This is a genomic window from Lysobacter soli, assembly GCF_009755585.1.
GTDB lineage: Bacteria > Pseudomonadota > Gammaproteobacteria > Xanthomonadales > Xanthomonadaceae > Lysobacter_J > Lysobacter_J soli.
Map to the genome: position 1 here is coordinate 781982 of NZ_CP046603.1, position 23513 is coordinate 805494.

Below are 23513 nucleotides of genomic sequence, written 5' to 3' on the forward strand. Positions count from 1 at the left end.
ACTTCAGCTCGTCGCTTCGCGGGTGTTCTGTGCGGCGCGCGCACGCGGTCCGTGGAAGTACTCCTGCACCCACGGATGGTCGAATCGTTCCACTTCGTGTATCGGCGCGCAGACCACGACCTTGCGATCGGCGAGCACGGCGACGCGATCGCAGATAGCGTAAAGCGTGTCGAGATCGTGTGTGATCAGGAACACGGTCAGGCCCAGCGCCTGCTGCAGCGTGCGGATCAGGCGGTCGAACGCCGCCGCGCCGATCGGATCCAGGCCCGCGGTGGGCTCGTCGAGGAACAGCAGCGGCGGATCCAGCGCCAGCGCACGCGCCAGGCCCGCGCGCTTGCGCATGCCGCCGGACAATTGCGACGGCAGCTTGTTCAGCGCGTCGGCCGGCAGGCCGGCGAGCTTCACCTTCAGCAGCGCCAGTTCGTAGCGCAGCGAATCGGGCAGGTCGCCGTGGTACTCCTTCAGCGGCACCTGCACGTTCTCGCCCACGGTGAGCGAGGAGAACAGCGCGCCGTCCTGGAACAGCACGCCGGTGTTGCGCTCGATCGCACGTCGCTGCGTCGCGTCGTCGGTCCGCGCGTTGAGGCCGAGCACTTCGATCTCGCCTTCCTGCGGTTCGCGCAGGCCGAGGATCGCGCGCATCAGCACCGACTTGCCCGTACCCGAACCGCCGACGATGCCGATGATCTCGCCCGGCCAGACGTCGAGGTCGAGGCCCTCGTGCACGACCTGTTCGCCGAAGCGGTTCACCAGTCCGCGCACGCGCACGATTGGCTGGCCGCTTCCGCGCCTGGGGCACAGCGGGTGCAGCGCATCCGGCGCCGCGTTCGGCGAGCCCGGGACCCTGCGCGCCATGCGCCCCGTCATCTTCGACATGCGGTTCATACGCCCATCTCCATGAACCAGATGGCGAAGAACGCGTCGAGGATGATCACCATCGAGATCGACTGCACCACGCTGGACGTCGTGCGTTCGCCCACCGACTGCGCGGTGCCTTCGACCTGCAAACCTTCCAGGCAGCCGATCAGGCTGATGAGCAGCGCGAACACCGGCGCCTTGGCGAGGCCGACCAGGAAGTGCCGAAGCTCGATGGTCTCGTGCATGCGCGTGAGGTACTGCTGCGGCGGGATGTCCAGGCTGTATGCGCCGACGGTGAGGCCGCCGAGCAGGCCGAAGATCATCGCGATGAAGGTGAGCATCGGCAGCATCACCAGCAGCGCGAGCATGCGCGGGATCACCAGCAGGTCGATCGGGTCCATGCCCAGCGTGCGGATCGCGTCGACTTCCTCGCGGCTGACCATCGCGCCGATCTGCGCGGTGAACGCACTCGCCGTGCGGCCGGCCAGCACGATCGCCGTGAGCAGCACCGCGAACTCGCGCAGGAACGAGATGTTCACCAGTTCGACGACGAAGATCTCCGCGCCGAAGTCGCGCAGGATGTTCGCGCCGAGGAAGGCCACCACCGCGCCGACGAGAAAGCACAGCAGCGCGACCAGCGGCACGGCGTCCAGGCCGACCTGTTCCATGTGGTGCACGGTCGCGGTCGGGCGGAACCGGCTCGGTTCCTTGAACATCCGCAGCAGCTTGATCTGCGTCTCGCCGAGGAAGCCGACCAGCGCCAACGCCTCGTGCCAGTTGTTGTGCACCGCGCGGCCCAGGCGTTCGAGCGCGGCACTCACGCCGTACTCGCGCTTCTTGCGCGGACGGTCGTCGGCGACGTCCTCGATCGCCGACACCAGCGCCTGGTGCGATTCGTGGAAGGTGAGGACGTCGAAGTCCAGGTTGTTCCGGCGCGCGAAGCGCAGCAGCTGCAGTACGCCGACCGAGTCCAGGCGCTCCACGCCGCTGGCGTCGATGGTCGCCACGCCCGCGGGCGCATCGCCCAGCGCGGTGCCGATCTGCCCGGCGTAGTCGAGCGTCCAGGAACCGGACAGCCGCAGGCGCGACGGGGTCGAGCCGTCGGCGTCGATCTGCGGCGGGTGCGCGGTCGTGTCCGTCATCGGGTGGGCCGGGGCAATGTCGCGGAGGATAGCAGCCTGCGTATCGCGGCCGCCGCGAACGTGGCGCGAAGGCGCCGCGGTCGCGTGGTCCGTGCGCGCGTTCGCTGCCAGCCGGTGCAGCCGCGTGCGATGCTTCGCGCATGTCGAATCCGCCCCCCCTGAGCGTCGCCAGTTACGCCGCACGCATCGACTTCGTGATCGAGCTGGCCGAACGCCTGCATGCCTACGGCACCACGGCGCAGCGCCTGGAGGGCGCGATCAGCGCGGTCGCGCATCGCCTGCGGCTGGAGTGCGAGCCCTGGTCGAACCCGACCGGGTTGATCCTCACCTTCTCCGACCCTCAACGCGGACCCGGCGAAAGCGACACCACGCGCGTGATCCGGTTGCCGCCCGGCGACACCGATTTGCATCGTCTGGCCGAAACCGACCGCATCGCCGAGGAAGTGCTCGCCGGCCGGCTCGGCCTGGTCGACGCGCACGCGCAGATGAGCGCACTCGACACGCCGCCGACGCGGCGCTCCCGCGCGATGCAGGTGCTGGCCTACGGACTGGCCGCCATCGGCATCGGCGGTGTGCTGCGCCTGCCGTGGCTCGACATCGGCGTGGCGGGCGTCAACGGGCTGATGATCGGCCTTCTCGTGCAGTGGTCGGAACTGCATCCGCGCTTCAAGGAAGCGCTGGAAGCGGTGACCGCTATGTTCGCCGCCATCGTGACGCTGCTGGTGGCCACCTATGTCGCGCCGCTCAACCAGAACACGGTGATCATCGCCTCGCTCATCGTGCTGCTGCCCGGCATGGCGCTGACCAACGCGGTGAACGAACTGACCAGCCAGCATCTGGTCTCGGGCACGGCGCGCTTCGCCGGGGCGGTGACGACGGTGCTGAAGCTGGCGATCGGCACGATCATCGCGCTGTACCTGGCCGACGTGGTCGGCCTGCACGCGCAGGTACGCGCATCGCGCCCGCAGCCGGTATGGGTGGAGTGGGGCGCACTGGCGGCGGCGGCGTTCGCCTTCGCCGTGCTGTTCCGCGCGCAGTGGCGCGACTACCCGAAGGTGATGGCCGCAGCGGCCGGCGGCTATCTCATCTCGCGCTTCGGCGGGCAGGCGTTCGGCAGTCCGGCGGGCATCTTCCTCGCTGCGCTCGTGCTCACCGCGGCGGGCAATGCGTACGCGCGCTGGTGGAATCGCCCCGGCGCGATCCTGCGCGTGCCCGGCATCATCATGCTGGTGCCCGGCAGCGTGAGCCTGCGCGGGCTGCTCACGCTCATCCAGCAGCAGGACATCGACGCGGGCCAGACGGCGGTGCTGGCGGTGCTCAACATCCTGCTGGCGCTGATCGCGGGACTGCTGTTCGGTAACCTGCTGCTGCCTGCGCGGCGGAATCTTTGATTCTTGGTCGGGATTCGGGATTCGGGATTAGCGCCCGCCGAAGCCGTCATCCCGGCGAAAGCCTGGATCCAGGCCCGTAATACGCGGGCACTCCCGCGCCGACAAACCACCGCAACGAAAGCTGGAATCCATGTCGATCCTGGCCGCCCCGCTCGCAGAAACAGAAACGCCGGCACAAGGCCGGCGCTCCGAAACAAGAACGATCCGAACGGATCAGCGGATCAGAAAATCCTCGAGCTTCTTCCCCGCGCTCGTCTGCGCCGCCAGCCAGCGCGGCTGCTTGCCCCGGCCGGCCCAGGTTTCGGACGGATTGGCCGGGTTACGGTACTTCGGCGCGACGGACTTGCCGGCGTTCTTCGATACCTTGCGTGCCGGCGCCTTCGCCGCGCGCGCGGGAGCCGCCGGTGCCGCACCCCCGAACAGTTCGCCGATGCTGTAACCCTCGGCCTTCGCCAGCTGCGTGAGTTTCTTGCGCACCACGGCGATCGGCTTGCGCTTGCTGAGCGTGGTCTTGCGCTTCTTCGCCTGGCTGATCAGCGCGTCGAGTTCCTTCGCGGAGAGGGAATCGAGATTGATCGACATAAAACCTCCGGAGCGTGCGGGATATCGGGGGAATGATCGAGGCCGTCGATGCGGCGGACTCCCGATGATAGTCGCCGGCATCCGGCGGCGTAAACGCGAAGGTCTTCGCCCGGATTCCACCCTGCTCAGCCCTCTCCCGCGGGCGGGAGAGGGGCCATGCAGCCTGGTCGTATGCCGCGCTTACTTTCCGAATTTCGCGAACACGCCCGTGCGATCGAGGTTTTCCGATTCGCTCGCCTGGCGATGGCGGTACTCGAACGTGCCGGCGGCCAGGCCGCGTTCGGACACCACGATGCGATGCGGGATGCCGATCAACTCGATGTCGGCGAACATCGCGCCCGGACGCAGGCCGCGATCGTCGAGCGCGGCTTCGACACCGGCGGCGTTGAGGTCGCGATACAGCGCCTGCGCCGCTTCGGCCACGGCCGCGTCGTTCTTCGGGTTGATGACGCACACCACGGCCTGCCACGGCGCCATGGGCTCGGGCCACACGATGCCGTTCTCGTCGAAGTTCTGTTCGATCGCCGCCGCGACGATGCGCGACACGCCGATGCCGTAGCAGCCCATCACCGGCGTGGTGGCCTTGCCGTTGGCGTCGAGCACGGTGAGCTTGAGCGCCTTGGCGTACTTGTCGCCCAGCTGGAAGACGTGTCCGACTTCGATGCCACGCGCGATCTGCAGCGTGCCCTTTCCGTCGGGCGAGGGATCGCCTTCGACGACGTTGCGGATGTCGGCGATTTCATCGGGCTCGGGCAGGTCACGGCCCCAGTTCACGCCGGCGAGGTGGAAGCCCTTTTCGTTGGCGCCGACGACGAAATCGGACATGGCCGCGACACTGCGGTCGGCGACGATGCGGATCGCCTTCGCAGGCTTCACCGGGCCGAGGAAGCCCGGTTCGCTGCCCAGGTGCCCGGCGATTTCCGCTTCCGTCGCCAGGCGATAGCCCGCAAGGCCAGTGAGCTTGCCGAGCTTCACTTCGTTGACGGCATGGTCGCCGCGCACCAGCGCAAGGACGAACTGCGGATTGCCTTCGGCATCGGTGCCCATGACGGCGACCGACTTCACAGTGCGATCGAGCGTGATGCCCATCAGCGCGGCGACGTCCTCGCAGGTCTTCTGGTGCGGCGTGTCGACCTTGCGCATCGCTTCGGTCGCGGCGCCGCGCGGACCGGGCGAGATCGCTTCGGCCAGTTCGACGTTCGCGGCGTAGTCGGAGCCGTCGGAGAAGAAGATCGCGTCCTCGCCCGACTCGGCCAGCACCTGGAATTCGTGCGACACCGCACCGCCGATCGCGCCGCTGTCGGCCGACACCGCGCGGAACTTCAGCCCAAGGCGCGTGAAGATGCGGCCGTAGGTGTCGTACATGCTGCGGTATTCGCGATTCAGGTCCTCGTCGCTGACGTGGAAGGAGTAGCTGTCCTTCATCAGGAACTCGCGCGCGCGCATCACGCCGAAACGCGGGCGGATCTCGTCGCGGAACTTGGTCTGGATCTGGTAGAAGTTCACCGGCAGCTGCTTGTAGCTGGACAGCTCGTTGCGCGCGAAGTCGGTGATGACTTCCTCGTGCGTGGGGCCGTAGCAATACCAGGCGTCCTTGCGGTCCTTCATCTTCAGAAGCTGCCCGCCGAACTTCTCCCAGCGGCCGGTCTCTTCCCACAGCTCCTTCGGCTGGACGGCCGGCATCAGCACTTCGATGGCGCCGGCGGCGTTCATCTCCTCGCGCACGGCGCGCTCGACCTTGCGCAGCACGCGCAGGCCCAGCGGCGACCAGGTGTACAGGCCGGCGGCGAGCTTGCGGATCATGCCGGCCTTGAGCATCAGCTTGTGGCTGACGATCTCGGCCTCGGCGGGGGTTTCCTTGCTGGTGTGGAGGTGGAACTGCGACAGACGCATCGGCGTGGGGCTTTCGAACGTAGGGAAGCGGCCATTCTGCCATGCGTTTCCGGCATCGCCGGCGCCACGCCTTGGTGCCGGAAACGACGAAGCCGGCCAACGGGCCGGCTTCGATGCGAACGACCTCTGCGGAGGATCGCGGGGTCAGGCGCCGCTGGCGACGGGCGACGCCTCGCAGTAGGTCTTGATCTGCGCCTCGGCCAACGCCGTGCGGTTGGCGCGTTCGGTCTGGCTGAGGTTGCGGTCGGGCTTGCCGTCCTTGTCCTCGTCGATGGTGACGTCACCGGCACCCTGCAGCACGGTCAGGTTGCTGCGCGCATTGGTGCAGTTGGCATTGGCGACCGGCTTGGCAGCGGGCTGCGCGGCCTGCGCGGGCGCGGCGCCCTTGTCGGCCAGGTTGCGACCCTTGATGTTCTGGTCCGGCGGCGGCGCGTCCGAGTAATGCGTGACGCCCTTGGCGTCCTTCCACTGGTAGACCTTGGCGGCGAAGGCCGGGGTGGCCAGGAGCAGGCTCAGGCCGGCGACGAGGCCGGGCAGCAGGCGGACGAGCTTGGACATGCAGGGCTCCGGGCACGGAAGGGCGGGGGATTGCCGGCGATTGCAGCATCGCACCCGGCCTCAGGCAAGCGCCGCGTGACGGGAGCGTCGACATATGTGGAGGCGGTCTCGTTGTCGGGGCGACCGGCCCTGCGGTACGGGAATGCCGGGCGGCCGGTCGATGGACTTACACTTTCCTGTCGCGGTCCGCCGCTTCCCCGATACGACATGCCGACTGCCCCCCACATGGACGAAACGCACCCGACCCCGCGCCCACGCAACCGCGGGATCTACCTGCTGCCCAACCTGTTCACCACCGGCGGCCTGTTCGCCGGGTTCTACGCGATCATCGCCGCCACCCAGGGCCGCTTCGACGACGCCTGCATCGCGGTGTTCGTCGCCGGGATCCTGGATGGGCTGGACGGGCGCGTCGCCCGCCTGACCAACACGCAGAGCGAATTCGGCGTGCAGTACGACTCGCTGGCCGACCTGGTCAGCTTCGGCCTCGCCCCGGCGCTGGTGATGTACCACTGGGCGCTGCAGGAAATGCGGCTGGACGGTCCGATCCCCGGCAAGATCGGCTGGGTCGCGGCCTTCGTCTACGCCGCCTGCGCGGCGCTGCGGCTGGCGCGCTTCAACTCGCAGGTGGGCACGGTCGACAAGCGCTGGTTCATCGGCCTGGCGAGCCCGGCCGCCGCGGGACTGGTCGCCAGCTTCGTGTGGACCTGCGACGACCTGGGCTATACGGGCGAACAATTGCGGTATTTCGCCCTCGGCGTGACGGTCACGGCGGGCCTGCTGATGGTCAGCCGACTGCGCTATTTCAGCTTCAAGGGCGGCGGCCCGCGCCACGATCGCGTGCCGTTCCTGGCCATCGTCGTCGTGCTTGCGGTGCTGGTCGGCATCGCCATCGATCCGCCGCGCGTGCTGCTGGCGATCGGCGCGCTCTACGCGCTGTCGGGCCCGGCCTACGCCGCGTTCCGCCGCGTGCGTCGTGCCCCGGTGTCCGAGGCCGCGCCATGAGCGAGCCGTGGACCGCCGAGCAGCGCGAGTGGCTACAGGCCATGGGCCACACGGTGTGGTCCATCGCGCCGGCGGAGGCGCTCGCTGCCGAGCGGCAGCCGGAGTCGAACGAAGATCGCAGCCGCGACGATGCAGCGCCGTCGTCCGGCCCGTGCGGCGCCATGCGCGAAGCGGCGGCGCTGCTGGCACGCGACGAACGCCCCGCGCGCGTGGCACCTGCGCGGCCGCAAGGCGATCGCCTCCTGCATGCACTGATGCGCGCGGCCGGAGGCGCGGACGAAGCGAGCGTCATGCAGCTCGCCGGCGACATCGCAGCGCTGCGCGGCAACGGATCGGCAAAGCGCGCGCTTTGGCCGCGGCTTCGCGCACTGCGCCGGACGTCGCGCGGATGAACGCGCTGGCCTTCGATGCCGGCCAGCATCCGCTGCACGGCGCGTTGCGCCCGATGCGGGAGGACGATCTCGATGCCGTTCACGCGGTGGAGATCCGCGCGTACGAATTCCCGTGGACCGTCGGCATTTTCCGCGACTGCCTGCGCGCCGATTACTCGGCGTGGGTGATGCAGCACGAAGGCCGCATCATCGGTTACTTCCTGATGAGCATCGCCGCCGATGAAGCGCATGTGCTCAACATCTGCATCGATCCGAACTTCCAGGGCCAGGGGCTGGGCCGGCAGTTGCTGCGTGCGCTGGTGCGCGTCGCGCGCGGCCGCAAGGCCGAACGCGTGTTCCTGGAAGTGCGCCCGTCCAATGCGGGTGCGATCGCGCTTTACCATTCGGAAGGTTTCAACGAGATCGGCCGGCGCCCGCGCTACTACCCGGCGCGCGACGGTCGCGAGGATGCGCTGGTGATGGCGATCGAGCTGTTGCCGCCGGAAGATTGAGCGCGATTCGACGGACGTTCCACCGGACTGCAGGAGGCGGCGATGGGGAAGGGCGGGGCGTTGGGATGGGGATTGTGGTTCGCGCTGGCACCGCTGCACGCGGCCGGGCCGGCGCTGCCGCTGCCGGTCATCTGGGATTCGCCGGCCTGCGCGCATGAGCGCATCGCGGCGGTGGAGATCGACCTGGGCGAACGTCCGAGCGAGATCACGCGCGACGACAAGGTCCCGACGGTCGATTACGGCCGCGCGATGCGGCGACTGGCCGAAGCCGCCGCGGCGCAGGGCGGCAACGCCGTCGTGCTGCGGCAGCACCAGGGCGTGTACTTCACCCTCAACGGCAAGCGCAGCCGTGCGCCGGTGTACGTGAAGCTGCGAGGCGCGGCGATCCGGCTGCCGGACGAGGCGTCGCAATGCACGCTGCGTCCGGTCGACGTGGCCGACCTGGAAGCGCTCTCGCGCAACGGCAAGCCGCAGAACGTGAGTTCGCGCGAGGCGTACGGCGAAAAGTGACGGCCCTGAGGACGAAAGGCGCCGGTGGGCGCCTTTCGTGAGCCTTACGCGAGCTTGGCGCGCTGTTCGGCCAGCGCCTCGCGCTGCAGGTTCCAGTCGGCCAGGCGCTTGCGCTCCTGCTCGACGACCGCCGGCGGTGCGTTGGCGACGAAGGTTTCGCTCGCCAGCTTGTTGTGGCACTTGGCGATCTCGCCTTCGACGCGCTTGAGCTCCTTCTCCAGTCGCGCGCGTTCGGCGCCGAGGTCGACCAGACCTTCCAGCGGCACGAACAGCTTCAATTCGCCGACCAGCGCGGTGGCCGAAGCCGGTGCAGCGTTCGCGTCGTCGAGCACCGTGATGCCGTCCAGGCGCGTCAGGAAGCGCAGCTGCGAGTCGAAACGCGCGATGCGTTCGCGATCGCTCGCGCTGCAATCGGCCACCAGCAGGGGCACGGTCTTCGACGGCGCGACGTTGAGCTCGCTGCGGATCTTGCGCAGCGACGTGACCATCGCCTTGAGCCATTCGACATCGCCTTCGGCCGCGGCGTAGTCCTGCCCGGCGAAGTCCGATGCCTGCGGGTACGGGCGCAGCATGATCGTCTTTTCGCCGACGCCGAGCTTCGGCGCGACCTGCTGCCACAGCTCCTCGGTCACGAACGGGATCAGCGGATGCAGCAGCGACAGCAGGCGCTCGAGCACGAATAGCAGCGTGTGGCGCGTGCTGTTGGCGGCGAGGGCGTCCTCGCCCTGCAGCGCGGGCTTGGCCAGCTCGACGAACCAGTCGCAGAACTCGTTCCACGCGAATTCGTACAGCGCCTGCGACAGCAGGTCGAAGCGGTAGCCGGCGAAATGCTGCTCGGCCTCGGCGGCGACCTTCGCCAGGCGCGAGAGGATCCAGCGCTCGGCGTCGGTCTTCGGGTCGGGGACGCCGATGAAGTTCGCGCCTTCGGTGTTCATCAACACGAAGCGCGTGGCGTTCCACAGCTTGTTGCAGAAATTCTTGTAGCCCTCGGCGCGGCCGAGGTCGAACTTGATGTCGCGACCGTGCGTGGCCAGCGCGGCGATGGTGAAGCGCAGCGCGTCGGCGCCGAAGGCGGGGATGCCGTCCGGGAATTCCTTGCGCGTGGCCTTCTCGATCTTCTCGGCCATCTTCGGCTGCATCAGGCCGCCGGTCCGCTTGGCGACCAGGTCGTCCAGCGAGATGCCGTCGATCAGGTCCAGCGGGTCGAGCACGTTGCCCTTGGACTTGGACATCTTCTGGCCGTGCGAATCGCGGATCAGGCCGGTGACGTAGACGTCGCGGAACGGCACGCGGCCGGTGAACTGGTCGGTCGCCATGATCATGCGCGCGACCCAGAAGAAGATGATGTCGAAGCCGGTGACCAGCACGCTCGACGGCACGTAACGGTCGAAGCCGCGCTCGGCCATGGCCTGCTCGTCCGGCCAGCCCATCGTCGAGAACGGCCACAGCTGCGAGGAGAACCACGTCTCCAGCACGTCGCTGTCCTGCGAAAGCGTCACGTTCGAGCCGAGGCCCTGCTTTGCGCGCACTTCCTCCTCGGTGCGGCCGACGTAGATCTTCCCGTCGTCGTCGTACCAGGCCGGGATCCGGTGGCCCCACCACAGCTGGCGGCTGATGCACCAGTCCTGGATGTTTTCCATCCAATGGCGGTAGGTGTTGATCCAGTTCGCCGGGACGAACTTCACGTCGCCCTTCTCGACCAGCTCGAGCCCGCGCGCGGCAAGCCCGTCCATCTTCACGAACCACTGGTCGGTGAGGTACGGCTCGATCACCTGGCCGGTGCGATCGCCGCGCGGCACCTGCAGCTTGTGCGGTTTGGTTTCGACCAGGCGTCCTTCGGCCTCCAGATCGACGAGCACGACCTTGCGCGCTTCGTAGCGGTCCAGGCCGCGGTACTTCTCCGGCGCGTTCTCGTTCACCGCCGCGGTCGGGGTGAAGATGTTGATCAGCTCGAGGTTGTGGCGCTGGCCGACGGCGTAGTCGTTGAAATCGTGCGCGGGCGTGACCTTCACCACGCCGGTGCCGAATTCGCGATCGACGTAATCGTCGGCGATGACCGGGATTTCGCGGCCGGTGAGCGGCAGCGTGACGGTCTTGCCGATGAGGTGCGTGTAGCGCTCGTCCTGTGGATGCACCATCACGGCGACGTCGCCGAGCATGGTTTCCGGGCGCGTCGTGGCGACGGTGAGTTCGCCGCTGCCGTCGGTCAGCGGATAGCTGATCGACCACAGGAAACCGTCTTCCTCCTCGTTGACGACTTCGAGGTCGGAGATCGCGGTCTTCAGCACCGGATCCCAGTTGACCAGGCGCTGGCCGCGGTAGATCAGGCCGTCCTCGTACAGGCGCACGAAGGCTTCGATGACCGCGTTGGCAGCCATCGGATCCATGGTGAAGACGCTGCGCGACCAGTCGCCCGACGCGCCGATGCGGCGCATCTGCTTCTCGATGGTGTCGCCGGACTGCTGCTTCCACTCCCAGACCTTGGCGACGAAGCCGTCGCGACCGAGCGAGTCGCGCGTCTCGCCCGTGCCTTCGGCGGCGAGGTTGCGCGAGACCACCATTTCCGTCGCGATGCCCGCGTGGTCGGTGCCCATCTGCCACAGCGTGTCGTAGCCGCGCATGCGGTGGTAGCGGATCAGCGCGTCCATCAGCGTGTGCTGGAACGCGTGGCCCATGTGCAGCGTGCCGGTGACGTTCGGCGGCGGCAGCAGGATCGAATACGGCTCGCCTTCGCCGCGCGGCTGGAATACGCCGCTGGACTCCCACTCCTGGTAGAGGCGGGTTTCGAACTGCTTGGGATCGTAGGAGGAGGCGAGGGTGTGGGTCATGACGTCTTGATCGAGTGGTTACCCCTCTCCCGCTTGCGGAAGAGGGTCGGGGTGAGGGCGGCAGCGACGGCTGCCCTCATCCGCCCTTCGGGCACCTTCTCCCGCAAGCGGGAGAAGGGATCACATGTCGTACTTCTTCAGTTCCAGCCCGCGCGACTGGTACTGCTTCCAGCGCTCGCGCAGCGGGCCGCGCGCGCTGTCGTCGGCCGGTACGACTTCCAGTACGCGGTCGAACGTCCCGTTGACCGGTTCGTCGCGCAGGTTGATCACCAGCGCGCGCATCGGCGTATCGGACTCCGGCGTTGCGATGAGGACGGGCGTGAGCTCGTCCTCATCGTCTCCGGCGAGCTGGTGCGGGATGTACGCGTCGGCGTCGAACTCCCACAGCAGTTCGTCCAGGCGCTGCGCCTGTTCGTCATCGCGCGCCAGCACCAGGGTCCACAGGTTGGCGTCGTGCGCCTTGCGCGCCAGTTCGCACACCAGCAGGAGCGGTTCCTCGCGGAACCGGTCCTTCTGGATCAGGTAGAAATCGGCGCGTGCCACGCGGTCAGGCCGCGCGGTCCAGCAGCCACTGGCTCAGCAGGCCGACCGGGCGGCCGGTCGCCATGCCGCGCTTGCCTTCATCCGACGCCGAGCCGGCGATGTCCAGGTGCGCCCAGCGCTGGCCTTCGGCGAAGCGCGCCAGGAAGCAGCCGGCGGTGATCGCGCCGGCCCAGCGGCCGCCGATGTTGTAGACGTCGGCGAAGCTGGATTCGAGCAGCGTCTGGTACTCGTCCCACAGCGGCAGGCGCCAGGCGCGGTCGAACACGTTCTCGCCGGCGTCCAGCAGTTCGTTCGCCAGGTCGTCGTGCTTGCTCATCAGGCCCGAGGCGAACTTGCCCAGCGCGACCATGCACGCGCCGGTCAGCGTGGCCACGTCGACCAGCGCCTGCGGTTCGAACCGCTGCGCGTAGGTCAGCGCGTCGCACAGGATCAGGCGGCCTTCGGCGTCGGTGTTGCCCACTTCGATCGTCTTGCCGGACATGCTGGTGAGCACGTCGGACGGGCGATACGCATCGGCGTCGGGCATGTTTTCCACGGCCGGCACGACGACGACGAGGTTGATCGGCAGCTGCATGCCCACCGCGGCGACGAAGGTGCCCATGACGGTGGCGCCACCGCACATGTCGTACTTCATCTCCTCGATGCCGCCCTGCGTCTTCAGGTTGATGCCGCCGGTATCGAAGGTGATGCCCTTGCCGACGAGCACGTAGGGCTTGGCATCGCCGGCGCCCGTGTACTTGAGCACGATGAGCTTGGGCGGGTTGGCCGAGCCGCGGCCGACGGCCAGCAGCGAGCCCATGCCCAGTTCCTGCATCTGCGCGACGTCGAGCACCTCGCAGGAGGCGGTCGGGAAGCGGCCGGCGAACTCCTGCGCCTGCTGCGCGAGGTAAGCCGGGTTGCAGATGTTGGGCGGCAGGTTGCCCAGCTCGCGCGAGAACTGCACGCCGGCGGCGATCGCCTGGCCCTGCGCCAAGGCGACGGCATCGTCGCCCAGCACCGACAGCGCGCGCAGGCCCGGTTCGTCCTTCTTGCGCGAGGTGCCCAGCGTGGCGGTGTAGCGGTAGCAGGCGTGGTCGGCAGCGATGATCGCCTGGCGGATGTTCCAGGCCTTGTCGCGGCCGGCGACGTCGAGTTCGGACAGGGTGAACAGCGCCGTGGACACCGGACCGCTCTTCAGCGTGCGGGCGGCATCGCCGACGGCCTTGAGGTACTGCGGCACGCCGAACTTGCCGGCCTCGCCCAGGCCGATCACCAGCACGCGCGGCGCGGCCACGCCCGGCAGGTCGTGCAGCAGCGCGGTCTTGCCGGTCTTGCCGCTGGCATCGCCGCGCTCGAGCAGCGCGCGGATGCGGCCGTTGCTGGCTTCATCCAGGGCCTTGGCGGCCGGCGTCAGGCTGTTGTCGGCGAAGGCGCCAACGACGATGCAATCGGTGTGGGCGGCGGCGGGCGCGTCGCGGTTCAGGTCGAATTCGAGGGCCATCCAACAGATTCCGGGCAGATAAGAAGAGGCAACTTCGTACGGGAGTTCCGTACGGAGTACGACAGTTCCGTACAATTGGGCGGTGAGGGGGATCCGATCCCGGGCCGCGCATCGCGCTGCCGCCTCACGCCCTCGGACGAACCTCCGATTCTAGCAGGCCGGTTACACCCGGCCCGCAGACCGGAAGCCGGCGGCGACGGTCGAGGCGGCGATGACGGACGCGGCGGGTGCCATGGCCCACGCATGACGTCGACGCGCCGCATGCGTCCGCTGCCGTTTCACGCAGGTCCGTCCACACTGGCCCGTCCTTCCCCCGAAACGCCCAGGTCCCACCGACACGATGCCCAAGCTGGACCGCTACCTCATCAGCGAATTCGCGCTGGCCATCCTTGCCACGCTGATCGTCCTGCTCATCGTCACCGTCGGCGGCGCCTTCACCGATGTCCTGCAGGACATCGCCCGCGGCCGCGTGCCGGCCGGCCTCATGCTGGCCCAGCTCGGGCTGGTGCTGGTGAAGTGGCTCCCGCTGATCCTGCCGCTCGCGCTGATGCTCGGCCTGATGATGGCCGTGGGCCGGCTCTACCGCGATTCGGAAATGCCGGTGATCGCCTCGATCGGCGTCGGCCCGCGCCGGATGCTCAAGCCGCTGCTGCTGGTCGTGGGGCCATTGGTGGCGGTCGTCGCCGCCTGCTCGCTCTGGCTGGGACCGTGGGCCGACCGCGTCTCCAAGCAGATGATCAACGATGCCAACCGCAGCCTGGTCATGGCCGGGCTCGAGCCGGGCGCCTTCACGGGCATCCCGGGCGGCAGCGGGGTCATCTACGTCTCGAACATGTCGAAGGACGGCAGCGGGCTGGAGAAAATCTTCGTCTATCGCGACAACGGCGAGGGGCTGCTCGACGTGGTCACCGCGAACGACGGCAAGCTCACGGTCGATGAAGCCGGCCATCGTTACCTCACCCTCAACAAGGGGTTCCAGATCGAAGGCCGCGCCGACGGCGCCAAGGATTTCCGCCTGATGCGCTATGCGCGCAACGAGATCCTGCTGCCGGCGAACGACGAGCGTTTCGATCCGGACGCGCCGGAAATGCAATCCACCCTGGCGCTGCTAGGCGACGACAGCCGCGAGGCGCGCGCGCAACTGCATTACCGCATCGCGCCGCCGCTGCTGGCGCTGGCGTTCGGGCTGATGGCCGTGCCGTTGGCGCGGAGCATGCCGCGACAGGCGCGCTACGGGCGGATCCTGGTGGGCTTCCTGGCCTACCTGATCGGCCAGAACCTGATGACCGCGGGCCGCGGCTGGCTGGAGGACGGCAAGATCGCGACCGGCCTGGGCCTGTGGTGGCTGATCGTGCCGATCATGGCGATCGCGCTGTGGCTGTACTTCACCGACGGCCGGCTCGGCAGGCGCAAGGCGAAGGTCGCTGACGGAGCGCGCGCATGAAGCCGTTCCCGAAAATCCATGACGTCTATGTCGGTCGCGTTGTGCTCGGCACCGTCGCGCTGACCTGGGCAGTGCTCGCCGGCCTGGACGTGATGCTCGGCCTGGTGAGCGAGTTCGGCGACATCGGCAAGGGCAAGTACGGCATCTCGGAAGCGTTCGCCTACATGGCGCTCAGCATCCCGCGACGTCTGTACTACCTGTTCCCCTACGCAGCGGTGATCGGTTCGCTGATGGCGCTGGGCCAGCTCGCCGCGACGTCCGAACTCACCGCCCTGCGCGCGCTGGGCCTTTCGCGCCGACGCCTCGGCCTCGCGGTGGCCGGCGCGCTCGCGTTGATGACCGCGCTCATGGTCGTCAATGGCGAGAGCGTCGCGCCGTGGACGCAGCAGCGCGCCGACGCACTGAAGTCGGGCGCCAAGTCGGGCAATACGGTGGTGGCGCAATACACCGGCCTGTGGGCGCGAGAGGGCGAGACGATCCTCAGCGCGAGCGGCGGGCAGGAGCGCGAGCGCAACGGCGAGCGTTTCCTCGAACTCAACGGCGTCAACCTGTTCGAGTTCGCACCCGACGGCCACCTGAAATCGCTCGCGCATGCGCGTGTCGCCGAGCACCGGCCTGGCGGCTGGCTGCTGCGCGACGTGACGCGTAACCATTTCGAGGAACGTTCGGTCCGGCAGGAAAAGGTGGCCGAGGAGCGCTGGAAATCGCAACTCGATGCAGCCGCGCTGGCGTCCGGCACGGAGCGCCCGCGTTACCTCTCGGCAGCGGATCTTCGCCGCGCGATCGAGTACCGCAAGCGCAACGACCTCGACGCCGCGGAGTTCGAGGAGCACTACTGGGGCCGCTGGTTCTACCCGATCAACGTGCTCGCGCTGTGCCTGGCGGCGGTGCCCTTCGCCTTCGGCACGCTGCGCAGCGGCGGCATGGGCAAGCGGCTGTTCATCGGCATCGTCTTCGCGCTGGGCTTCTGGTTGCTGCAGACGCAGTTCGTGAAGCTCGCGACGGTGTACAAGTTCGACTACCGCATCGCCTACCTGCTCCCGACGATGATCATGCTGGGCGTGTCCAGCTTCCTCTTCAGGAGGAGGAGTGGGTGAGCGGCCGCGCTTGCGCGCCAATGGCGCGCGCGGCCGCGAACGCCCGGCCATGGAATGGTCGGGCAGGGGTAACCGAAGCGATTGCGTGACGCCATGGATGGCAGCGGCAACCTGATAGAAGCCGCGCTTTTGCCGTTGCTTCTGCTTCTGCCGCCGTTGCCTTCGACGCTGCAGTAGCCAAGCCCCCACCGAACACCTACCGCCTGGCCAACCGCACCATCCGGGTCCCGCTCGCCCGGTCGTGCCAGGTAAGCCGCTCGCGATCCACCCACGCCCACCAGAATCCGAATCCGCCGAGCAGCAGCGACACGCTGCCCACCGCGAACCGGATCACCAGCGCACGAAGCACCGGCGCTGATACACCATCGTCGGCAACGACCTTCAAGCGCCAGGGGCGCATGCCCAGCGTCTGTCCGCCACGCCGCCAGCTCAGCAGCGCATACGCGCCTGTGATCAGCCAGCACACCAGCCACAGCACCCACTGCAACGCGCTGAAGGGCGCGATGTTCTCGCGACTCGCGTGCCCGCTCATCGTGAAGCCGACGGTGAACACGAGCGAGGCCACCATCCACATCGCGATCACCGGCCACATGTCGTAGACGAGGGCGAGCACGCGCCAGCCGATGAGCGCGGAAGGACGGGACGATGCGGGTGTCGATGCCATCGCATCAGGATAGCCGCTAAGCTGCGGCGATGACCGCACGCACGCCCGCGCAACGCCGTTCCATCGCCATGGCGTTGCCGCCGCTGCCCGACGCGGATGCCGCGCTGATCGGTCGCTTCCTCGACGCGATCTGGGCCGAAAACGGCCTCGCGCAACCCACGCTCGACAGCTACCGTCGCGACCTCGAACTGCTCGCGCGGTATCGCAGCGATCGCAAGGCGGGCCTGGCGGATGCCGATCGCGCCGCGTTGTTCGATTACCTCGCCTGGCGCTCGCAACAGGGGTATTCGCCGCGCAGCAATGCGCGCCTGCTGTCGGCTTTGCGCGCGTTCTACGCGTGGCTGGTGCGACGTGGCGAACGCACGGACGATCCGACCGCGTTGCTCGATCCGCCGAAGTTGCCGCGTTCGTTGCCCAAGGCGCTGGCCGAAAGCCAGATCGAGGCATTGCTCGCCGCACCGGACATTGCCACGCCGCTCGGCCTTCGCGATCGCGCGATGCTCGAACTGATGTACGCCGCCGGCCTCCGCGTGAGCGAACTGGTCAACCTGCCGGCCACCGCCGTGAACCTGCGACAGGGCGCGCTGCGCGTGATGGGCAAGGGCAGCAAGGAGCGTCTGGTGCCGCTGGGCGAGGAAGCGCAGCACTGGCTGGAACGGTATCTCGCGCAGTCGCGCCCGCAGCTCGCCGGAAAGCGCGCGCTCGCGCCGCTGTTCCTGTCCGCCAATGGCGAAGCGCCGACGCGCCAACAGTACTGGCAACTGGTGAAGAAATACGCCGCAGTCGCCGGTATCGATCCCGACCGCATCAGCCCGCACGGCCTGCGCCACAGCTTCGCGACGCACCTGCTCAACCATGGCGCCGACCTGCGCGCCCTGCAGATGCTGCTGGGCCACAGCTCGCTGTCGACCACGCAGATCTACACGCTGGTGGCGCGCGAGCAGCTGAAGCAACTCCACGCAAAACACCATCCACGAGGGTGAGCGGCCGCGCTTGCGCGCCACTGGCGCGCGCGGCCGCGAACGCCCGGTCATGGATGGCCGGGCAGGGCGATCCGAAGCCCGCGACGTGCCGCCATGGATGGCGTCCGCAGACCCACCGAGTTCCGTGCTTACGCGGCACTGCCGCGTGGCCTGCCGAGCGCCCGGCCATGGATGGCCGGGCAGGGCGAATCCGAAGCCCGCGACGTGCCGCCATGGATGGCGTCCGCAGACCCACCGAGTTCCGTGCTTACGCGGCACTGCCGCGTGGCCTGCCGAGCGCCCGGCCAGGATGGCCGGCCAGGGCGATCCGAAGCCCGCTACGCACCGCCATGGAGGGCATCCGTCGAACGACCGAATACGTGGTTGCGCGCGCCGGCTCACGCCCGGTCATGGGTGGTCGGGCAGGGCGATCCGAAGCCCGGAACGTGCCGCCATGGAAGGCCGTTGTTCTTCTTGCCGGATCGGATGCGCGCGGCATGCCCCGTGGCCTGCCGAACGCCGGGCCACGGATGGCCTGCCGCGGAAGGCCGGCAGGGCGCGACTTGAAGCCCGCCACGTGCCGCGATGGATGGCATTCGTCCAATAACCGAATCCCAGCAAAACCCGCGACGTGAACGCACCGCCCACCCGGATCCCGCACCGGGACCAACGACACTCGCCCCTCCGGAGCCGCGTGCCACAATCGGCCATTCCCCCTCGCGGCCCGGCCGCCCGACAGGATTTCGAATGAAGCGACTCGCCCTTGCCGTGCTCGGCGCCATCAGTCTTTCCGCCTGTGCGCAGGCGCCAGGTGGCAACACGGACCCGGTCCCGTCGGCGACGACCGCTACTACCGCCAAGCCGGCCGCCGCCCCCAAGCCCGCCGCCGGTACGCCCGAGGCCCGCGCGATCGAGGCCGTCCGCGCGCTGAACCCGCAGGTCGAGGTCGAGCGCGTCGCACCGGCGGCGATGCCGGGCTTCCGCGAGGCCATCGTCGCCGGCCAGGTCGTGTACGTCAGCGACGATGGCCGCTACCTGTTCCTCCCCGGTTCGGGCGGCGCGCTGTTCGACGTGGCCGCGAAGAAGAACCTCAGCGAAGACGCGATGGCCGGCCTGCGCAAGCAGCTGATCGCCACCATCCCGGCCAGCGAGCGCATCGTGTTCTCGCCGGCCAAGCCGAAGTACACCGTCACCGTCTTCACCGACGTGGAATGCGGCTACTGCCGCAAGCTGCACAGCCAGATCGCCGAATACAACCGCGAAGGCATCGCCATCGAGTACCTCGCCTTCCCGCGCATGGGCCTGGGCAGCGACGACTACCGCAAGATGGTCGCCGTCTGGTGCGCGCCGGACCGCCGCAAGGCGCTGACCGCCGCCAAGAGCGACCACGGCCCGACCAAGGCCGACTGCAAGACCAGCGTCAACCAGCAGTACGACGTCGGGCAGCGCGTCGGCCTGACCGGCACGCCCATGATCGTGACGGCCGAAGGCGTGCAGGTCGGCGGCTACGTCCCACCGGCCGCACTGCGCGAGACGCTCGACAAGCTGGCCGCCGAACACGCCCGCACCGCCTCGACGGCACCGGCCAAGCCGGGCACCTGAGTCGCCCGACCCCTCGCTCCGACGCCGCCTGATGGGCGGCGTCGGCGTTTTCGGACCTCGGGTCGGCCGGTCCTGGCGGGCGGGCCGGGTAGCGCTTGGGTACAATGGCGGGCCCGACGTTGCACGGTTCCCCGGACATGATCGTCCTCGAGGGCGCTTCCGCCCTGTCGCCGTTCCGACTGGAACGGCTCCAAGCCCGACTGCAAGCCCTCCATCCGTCCGTCCGCCTCCTTGGCGCGTGGCCCGTCTACTGGGTCGAACCGGACGCCGGCGCAAACCCCGATGCCGATGCGCTGCGCCGCATCCTCCAGGCCGAACCCGACGCCGCGCCGCGCGCTGCCGACGCGGTCTCGCGCTACGTCACGCCGCGCCTGGGCACGCTGTCGCCCTGGGCCAGCAAGGCGACCGAACTGCTCCACGGCGCGGGCCTGCCGGTCAAGCGCGTCGAGCGCGGCACGCGGTTCGACCTGGCCGGCTGGCCGTCGGATGCGCCAACGCAGGGCGCGCTGGCGAAGGTGCTGCACGACCCGATGACGCAGTCGCTGCTGGAAGCCCGCGAGGACGCCGTCGCGCTGTTCTCCGTGCCGGTGCGCGGCGACCTCGAACGCATCCCGCTCGCGGACCTGGAGCAGGCGAACACGCGCCTGGGCCTCGCGCTTGCCGACGACGAAATCGCCTACCTGCGCGAGCGTTACGCCGCGCTGGGCCGCGAGCCGTCGGATGTCGAACTCATGATGTTCGCGCAGGCCAATTCCGAGCACTGCCGCCACAAGATCTTCAATGCATCGTGGACCATCGACGGCGTCGAGCAGACGACGTCGCTGTTCAAGATGATCAAGCACACGCACGCGACCACGCCCGAACACACGCTCTCGGCGTACAGCGACAACGCGGCGGTGGTGGAAGGCTATGCGAGCCGTCGCTTCCGCCCCGACCCGCAGACGCATGCGTACCGCGAGGAAGCGCAGGTCGATTCGGCCTTCGCGATCAAGGTCGAAACGCACAACCATCCCACCGCCATCGCGCCGTTCCCCGGTGCGTCGACCGGCGCCGGCGGCGAGATCCGCGACGAAGGCGCGACCGGTCGCGGCGGCCGTCCGAAGGCCGGCCTGTGCGGTTTCAGCGTGTCGCACCTGCGCATCCCCACGCTCCCGCAGCCGTGGGAGCGCGAGCGCGCGCTCAACCCGCGCATGGCCTCGGCGCTGGAGATCATGATCGAAGGCCCGATCGGCGCGGCCGCGTTCAACAACGAATTCGGCCGGCCGAACCTCAGCGGTTATTTCCGCAGCTTCGAACTGGACGAAGGTACGTCTGTTGGCGGGCCTGTTGCCCGTGCGTACGACAAGCCGATCATGCTCGCCGGCGGCCTGGGCGCGATCGATCGCGTGCAGGTGAAGAAGCTCGGCCTGCAGCCGGGCGACGCGGTGATCGTGCTTGGCGGCCCGGCCATGCTGATCGGCCTCGGCGGCGGTGCCGCGAGTTCGGTGGCCTCGGGTGAAAGCCACGAGGAACTCGATTTCGCCAGCGTGCAGCGCGACAACCCGGAAATGGAACGCCGCTGCCAGGAGGTCATCGACCGCTGCGTGGCGCGCGGCGAGGACAACCCCATCGCGACCGCGCACGACGTCGGTGCGGGCGGTTTGTCGAACGCGATTCCCGAACTGCTCCACGACTCGGGCCTGGGCGGCATCATCGACTTGGCGAAGGTGCCCAGCGACGATCCGTCGCTCTCGCCGATGCAGCTGTGGTGCAACGAATCGCAGGAGCGTTACGTGCTCGGCATTCCGGCCGATCGCGTGGCGGAATTCGCGGCGATCTGCGAACGCGAGCGTTGCCCGTTCGCCGCCGTCGGGTTTGCCACCGCGGAAGAACGCCTGGTCGTCGGCTACGGCGCCACGCGCGAGACCGCGCGCGAAGCCGGTCGCGACTGGCCGATCGACATCCCGATGGACGTGCTGTTCGGCAAGGCGCCAAAGATGCATCGCGACACGCGCCGCCCGCAGGCCGCGCCGTGGCCCGCGTTGCGCTGGGATGGCCTCGAACTGCGCGACGCCGCGCTGCGCGTCATGGCGCATCCGTCCGTCGCCTCGAAGAACTTCCTGGTCACCATCGGCGACCGCACCGTCGGCGGTCTCACCGCGCGCGACCAGATGATCGGCCCGTGGCAGCTGCCGCTGGCGGACTGCGCGATCACGTTCTCCGGCTTCGACGGTTTCGTCGGCGAGGCGATGGCGATCGGCGAGCGCACGCCGCTGGCGCTGATCGATGCCGCCGCCGCCGCACGCATGGCCGTCGGCGAGGCGATCACCAATCTCTGCGCCGCGCCGGTGGAATCGCTCAACCGCGTCAAGCTGTCCGCCAACTGGATGGCCGCGGCCGGCCACGACGGCGAAGACGCGCGACTGTTCGATGCGGTGAAGGCGGTCGGACTCGAGCTGTGCCCGGAGCTCGACCTGAGCATCCCGGTCGGCAAGGACTCGCTGTCGATGCAGGCGCAGTGGCATGCCGATGGACAGGCGCACAAGTCGGTTTCGCCGGTGTCGCTGATCGTCAGCGCGTTCGCGCCGGTCGTCGACGTGCGCGCGCAGCTGACGCCGCTGCTCGCGCGCGACGAGGAATCGGAGCTGTGGCTGATCGGCCTGGGTGCCGGCAAGCAGCGCCTCGGCGGTTCGGTGCTGGCGCAGTGCCACCCCGACGCCGCGGACGGCCAGGGTCCGCTGCCCGCGTTCGCCGGCCCGCTCGGCGTGCCGGACCTCGACAATCCGCAGCGCCTGCGCGACTTCTTCGAACTCATCCGCGACGCACGCGAGGCCGGCCTCATCCGCGCGTACCACGACCGTTCCGACGGCGGCGCGTTCGCCGCGCTGTGCGAAATGGCGTTCTGCTCGCGCGTGGGCCTGGATATCACGCTGGACGGCTGGGGCGACGATCCGTTCCGCACCCTGTTCAACGAAGAGCTCGGCGCGATCGTGCAGGTGTCGCTCGAGGACCGCGCGGAATTCGCCGATCTCGTCGCGCGCCACGGCCTCATCGATTGCGCCCAGCGCATCGCCCGCCCGACCACGGCGCCGGCGATCCGCGTGCGCGACGACGGCAAGACGCTGGTCGAATGGCGCTGGGACGAACTCTTCGATGCATGGTGGTCCACCAGCCACGCGATCCAGAAGCTGCGCGACAACCCGGAAGGCGCCGACGAGGAACGCACCGTCGCGCGCGACTTCAATGCGCCGGGCCTGAAGCCGAAGCTCACGTTCGACCCGGCCGACGACGTCGCCGCGCCGTTCGTCAACACCGGCGTGCGCCCGAAGGTCGCGGTCCTGCGCGAGCAGGGCGTCAACGGCCAGATCGAAATGGCGCTGGGCTTCACGCGCGCCGGCTTCGAGGCCGTCGACGTGCACATGAGCGACCTGATCGCCGGCCGCGTCGATCTGGCGCAGTTCAAGGGCATCGCCGCGTGCGGCGGTTTCAGCTACGGCGACGTGCTCGGTGCCGGCCGCGGCTGGGCGACGTCGGTGCTGGAACGCAGCGCGCTGCGCGAGGCCTTCGCGGCGTTCTTCGCGCGCGAGGACAGCTTCTCGCTGGGCGTGTGCAACGGCTGCCAGATGCTCTCGCAGCTCAAGCCGATCATCCCCGGCGCCGAACACTGGCCGACGTTCCTGCGCAACCGCAGCGAACAGTTCGAAGCGCGCCTGGGTTTGCTGGAAGTCGTCGAATCGCCGTCGCTGTTCTTCCGCGGCATGGCGGGTTCGCGCATCCCGGTGGCGGTCGCGCACGGCGAAGGTCGCGCCGAGTTCGAAAGCTCGCTGGACCAGTCGGCCGCGCACGTCTCGCTGCGTTATATCGACGGCAACGGCAACACGGCCACGCGTTATCCGCTCAACCCGAACGGTTCGCCCGACGGCATCACCGGCCTCACCAGCCGCGATGGCCGCGCGACGATCCTGATGCCGCATCCGGAACGCACGTTGCGCACGGCGAACCTGAGCTGGGCACCGGCCGAGTGGGGCGATGATTCGCCGTGGATGCGCATGTTCCGCAACGCGCGGGTCTGGGTCGGGTAAGTCGTCCGAGTCG

The 23513-nt window shown here is 68.8% G+C and carries 18 protein-coding genes and 1 pseudogene; 10 read left to right on the forward strand and 9 right to left on the reverse strand.

Features of this window, described 5'->3' with window-relative positions; all coding sequences use genetic code 11:
* Window positions 1-3 precede the first annotated feature (3 nt).
* Entirely contained in the window at window positions 4-885 is an 882-nt protein-coding gene (locus GOY17_RS03560; RefSeq protein ID WP_232338515.1) for an ABC transporter ATP-binding protein, read from the reverse strand.
* Window positions 882-2000, reverse strand: coding sequence for an ABC transporter permease (locus GOY17_RS03565; RefSeq protein ID WP_115841359.1), 1119 nt, complete (start codon window positions 1998-2000; stop codon window positions 882-884). Before GOY17_RS03565 ends, GOY17_RS03560 begins: the two co-directional genes overlap by 4 nt.
* 140 nt (window positions 2001-2140) lie before the next feature.
* Here GOY17_RS03565 and GOY17_RS03570 point away from each other — a divergent pair, with 140 nt between their 5' ends.
* Window positions 2141-3391, forward strand: coding sequence for a threonine/serine exporter family protein (locus tag GOY17_RS03570; protein ID WP_157029358.1), 1251 nt, complete (start codon window positions 2141-2143; stop codon window positions 3389-3391).
* A gap of 219 nt (window positions 3392-3610) precedes the next feature.
* Here the strand turns inward: GOY17_RS03570 and GOY17_RS03575 are convergent.
* The 3 genes and pseudogenes from GOY17_RS03575 to GOY17_RS03585 form a co-directional block, all read right to left on the reverse strand.
* A pseudogene (locus GOY17_RS03575) lies at window positions 3611-3973 on the reverse strand (H-NS histone family protein); the annotation flags it as partial.
* Window positions 3974-4153: 180 nt separating this feature from the next.
* Complete coding sequence (locus GOY17_RS03580; RefSeq protein ID WP_157029359.1) at window positions 4154-5866, reverse strand: proline--tRNA ligase; 1713 nt, start codon at window positions 5864-5866, stop codon at window positions 4154-4156.
* 144 nt (window positions 5867-6010) lie between these two features.
* Complete coding sequence (locus GOY17_RS03585) at window positions 6011-6424, reverse strand: DUF4124 domain-containing protein (protein WP_157029360.1); 414 nt, start codon at window positions 6422-6424, stop codon at window positions 6011-6013.
* A gap of 225 nt (window positions 6425-6649) precedes the next feature.
* On the opposite strand from GOY17_RS03585, the gene pssA reads away from it, so the two are divergent.
* From pssA to GOY17_RS03605, 4 genes are read left to right on the forward strand one after another with little or no spacing between them, the layout of a single operon-like run.
* The gene (gene pssA, locus GOY17_RS03590) at window positions 6650-7426 is read left to right on the forward strand and encodes a CDP-diacylglycerol--serine O-phosphatidyltransferase (RefSeq protein WP_157031589.1); all 777 of its coding nucleotides are present in this window, start codon (window positions 6650-6652) and stop codon (window positions 7424-7426) included.
* Window positions 7423-7818, forward strand: a complete 396-nt coding sequence (locus tag GOY17_RS03595; RefSeq protein ID WP_157029361.1) for an alanine acetyltransferase — start codon at window positions 7423-7425, stop codon at window positions 7816-7818. The genes pssA and GOY17_RS03595 overlap by 4 nt, the downstream gene beginning before the upstream one ends.
* Window positions 7815-8309 carry a ribosomal protein S18-alanine N-acetyltransferase gene (gene rimI / locus GOY17_RS03600; RefSeq protein ID WP_157029362.1) on the forward strand — a complete coding sequence of 165 codons (495 nt, stop codon included), beginning with the start codon at window positions 7815-7817 and terminating at the stop codon, window positions 8307-8309. The genes GOY17_RS03595 and rimI overlap by 4 nt, the downstream gene beginning before the upstream one ends.
* 42 nt (window positions 8310-8351) lie before the next feature.
* Entirely contained in the window at window positions 8352-8819 is a 468-nt protein-coding gene (locus GOY17_RS03605) for a hypothetical protein (protein ID WP_157029363.1), read from the forward strand.
* Between the two features lie 44 nt (window positions 8820-8863).
* On the opposite strand, the gene GOY17_RS03610 is transcribed toward GOY17_RS03605, so the two are convergent.
* The 3 genes from GOY17_RS03610 to GOY17_RS03620 form a co-directional block, all read right to left on the reverse strand.
* A complete protein-coding gene (locus GOY17_RS03610) occupies window positions 8864-11647 on the reverse strand; it encodes a valine--tRNA ligase (protein ID WP_157029364.1) in 2784 nt (927 codons plus the stop codon).
* A gap of 120 nt (window positions 11648-11767) precedes the next feature.
* The gene (locus tag GOY17_RS03615) at window positions 11768-12190 is read right to left on the reverse strand and encodes a DNA polymerase III subunit chi (protein WP_157029365.1); all 423 of its coding nucleotides are present in this window, start codon (window positions 12188-12190) and stop codon (window positions 11768-11770) included.
* Window positions 12191-12194: 4 nt separating this feature from the next.
* Window positions 12195-13670, reverse strand: a complete 1476-nt coding sequence (locus tag GOY17_RS03620) for a leucyl aminopeptidase (protein ID WP_157029366.1) — start codon at window positions 13668-13670, stop codon at window positions 12195-12197.
* 340 nt (window positions 13671-14010) lie between these two features.
* On the opposite strand from GOY17_RS03620, the gene lptF reads away from it, so the two are divergent.
* Together lptF and lptG are read left to right on the forward strand one after the other, a co-directional pair.
* Complete coding sequence (lptF, locus tag GOY17_RS03625) at window positions 14011-15114, forward strand: LPS export ABC transporter permease LptF (protein WP_157029367.1); 1104 nt, start codon at window positions 14011-14013, stop codon at window positions 15112-15114.
* Entirely contained in the window at window positions 15111-16211 is a 1101-nt protein-coding gene (gene lptG / locus GOY17_RS03630; RefSeq protein ID WP_157029368.1) for an LPS export ABC transporter permease LptG, read from the forward strand. Before lptF ends, lptG begins: the two co-directional genes overlap by 4 nt.
* A 196-nt stretch (window positions 16212-16407) precedes the next feature.
* On the opposite strand, the gene GOY17_RS03635 is transcribed toward lptG, so the two are convergent.
* Window positions 16408-16875, reverse strand: a complete 468-nt coding sequence (locus GOY17_RS03635) for an RDD family protein (protein WP_157029369.1) — start codon at window positions 16873-16875, stop codon at window positions 16408-16410.
* A 29-nt stretch (window positions 16876-16904) separates the two neighbouring features.
* Between GOY17_RS03635 and xerD the strand changes: the two genes are divergently transcribed.
* The 3 genes from xerD to purL all read left to right on the forward strand — a co-directional run bounded on the left by xerD (window position 16905) and on the right by purL (window position 23500).
* Window positions 16905-17858 (forward strand): site-specific tyrosine recombinase XerD, encoded by a 954-nt coding sequence (xerD, locus tag GOY17_RS03640; RefSeq protein WP_157029370.1) that lies wholly within the window; start codon window positions 16905-16907, stop codon window positions 17856-17858.
* Window positions 17859-18584: 726 nt separating this feature from the next.
* Window positions 18585-19439 (forward strand): DsbC family protein, encoded by an 855-nt coding sequence (locus GOY17_RS03645; RefSeq protein ID WP_157029371.1) that lies wholly within the window; start codon window positions 18585-18587, stop codon window positions 19437-19439.
* Between the two features lie 137 nt (window positions 19440-19576).
* Window positions 19577-23500: a phosphoribosylformylglycinamidine synthase gene (purL, locus tag GOY17_RS03650; RefSeq protein ID WP_157029372.1), complete on the forward strand. Its 3924-nt coding sequence runs from the start codon at window positions 19577-19579 to the stop codon at window positions 23498-23500.
* The last annotated feature ends 13 nt before the right edge of the window (window positions 23501-23513 follow it).

Excerpts from the sequence above, each read along its gene's own strand:
- GOY17_RS03560 (WP_232338515.1), bottom strand. The coding sequence starts at position 885 with ATGAACCGCATGTCGAAGATGACGGGGCGCATGGCGCGCAGGGTCCCG.
- GOY17_RS03565 (WP_115841359.1), bottom strand. The coding sequence starts at position 2,000 with ATGACGGACACGACCGCGCACCCGCCGCAGATCGACGCCGACGGCTCG.
- GOY17_RS03570 (WP_157029358.1), top strand. The coding sequence starts at position 2,141 with ATGTCGAATCCGCCCCCCCTGAGCGTCGCCAGTTACGCCGCACGCATC.
- GOY17_RS03580 (WP_157029359.1), bottom strand. The coding sequence starts at position 5,866 with ATGCGTCTGTCGCAGTTCCACCTCCACACCAGCAAGGAAACCCCCGCC.
- GOY17_RS03585 (WP_157029360.1), bottom strand. The coding sequence starts at position 6,424 with ATGTCCAAGCTCGTCCGCCTGCTGCCCGGCCTCGTCGCCGGCCTGAGC.
- pssA (WP_157031589.1), top strand. The coding sequence starts at position 6,650 with ATGGACGAAACGCACCCGACCCCGCGCCCACGCAACCGCGGGATCTAC.
- GOY17_RS03595 (WP_157029361.1), top strand. The coding sequence starts at position 7,423 with ATGAGCGAGCCGTGGACCGCCGAGCAGCGCGAGTGGCTACAGGCCATG.
- rimI (WP_157029362.1), top strand. The coding sequence starts at position 7,815 with ATGAACGCGCTGGCCTTCGATGCCGGCCAGCATCCGCTGCACGGCGCG.
- GOY17_RS03605 (WP_157029363.1), top strand. The coding sequence starts at position 8,352 with ATGGGGAAGGGCGGGGCGTTGGGATGGGGATTGTGGTTCGCGCTGGCA.
- GOY17_RS03610 (WP_157029364.1), bottom strand. The coding sequence starts at position 11,647 with ATGACCCACACCCTCGCCTCCTCCTACGATCCCAAGCAGTTCGAAACC.
- GOY17_RS03620 (WP_157029366.1), bottom strand. The coding sequence starts at position 13,670 with ATGGCCCTCGAATTCGACCTGAACCGCGACGCGCCCGCCGCCGCCCAC.
- lptF (WP_157029367.1), top strand. The coding sequence starts at position 14,011 with ATGCCCAAGCTGGACCGCTACCTCATCAGCGAATTCGCGCTGGCCATC.
- lptG (WP_157029368.1), top strand. The coding sequence starts at position 15,111 with ATGAAGCCGTTCCCGAAAATCCATGACGTCTATGTCGGTCGCGTTGTG.
- GOY17_RS03635 (WP_157029369.1), bottom strand. The coding sequence starts at position 16,875 with ATGGCATCGACACCCGCATCGTCCCGTCCTTCCGCGCTCATCGGCTGG.
- xerD (WP_157029370.1), top strand. The coding sequence starts at position 16,905 with ATGACCGCACGCACGCCCGCGCAACGCCGTTCCATCGCCATGGCGTTG.
- GOY17_RS03645 (WP_157029371.1), top strand. The coding sequence starts at position 18,585 with ATGAAGCGACTCGCCCTTGCCGTGCTCGGCGCCATCAGTCTTTCCGCC.
- purL (WP_157029372.1), top strand. The coding sequence starts at position 19,577 with ATGATCGTCCTCGAGGGCGCTTCCGCCCTGTCGCCGTTCCGACTGGAA.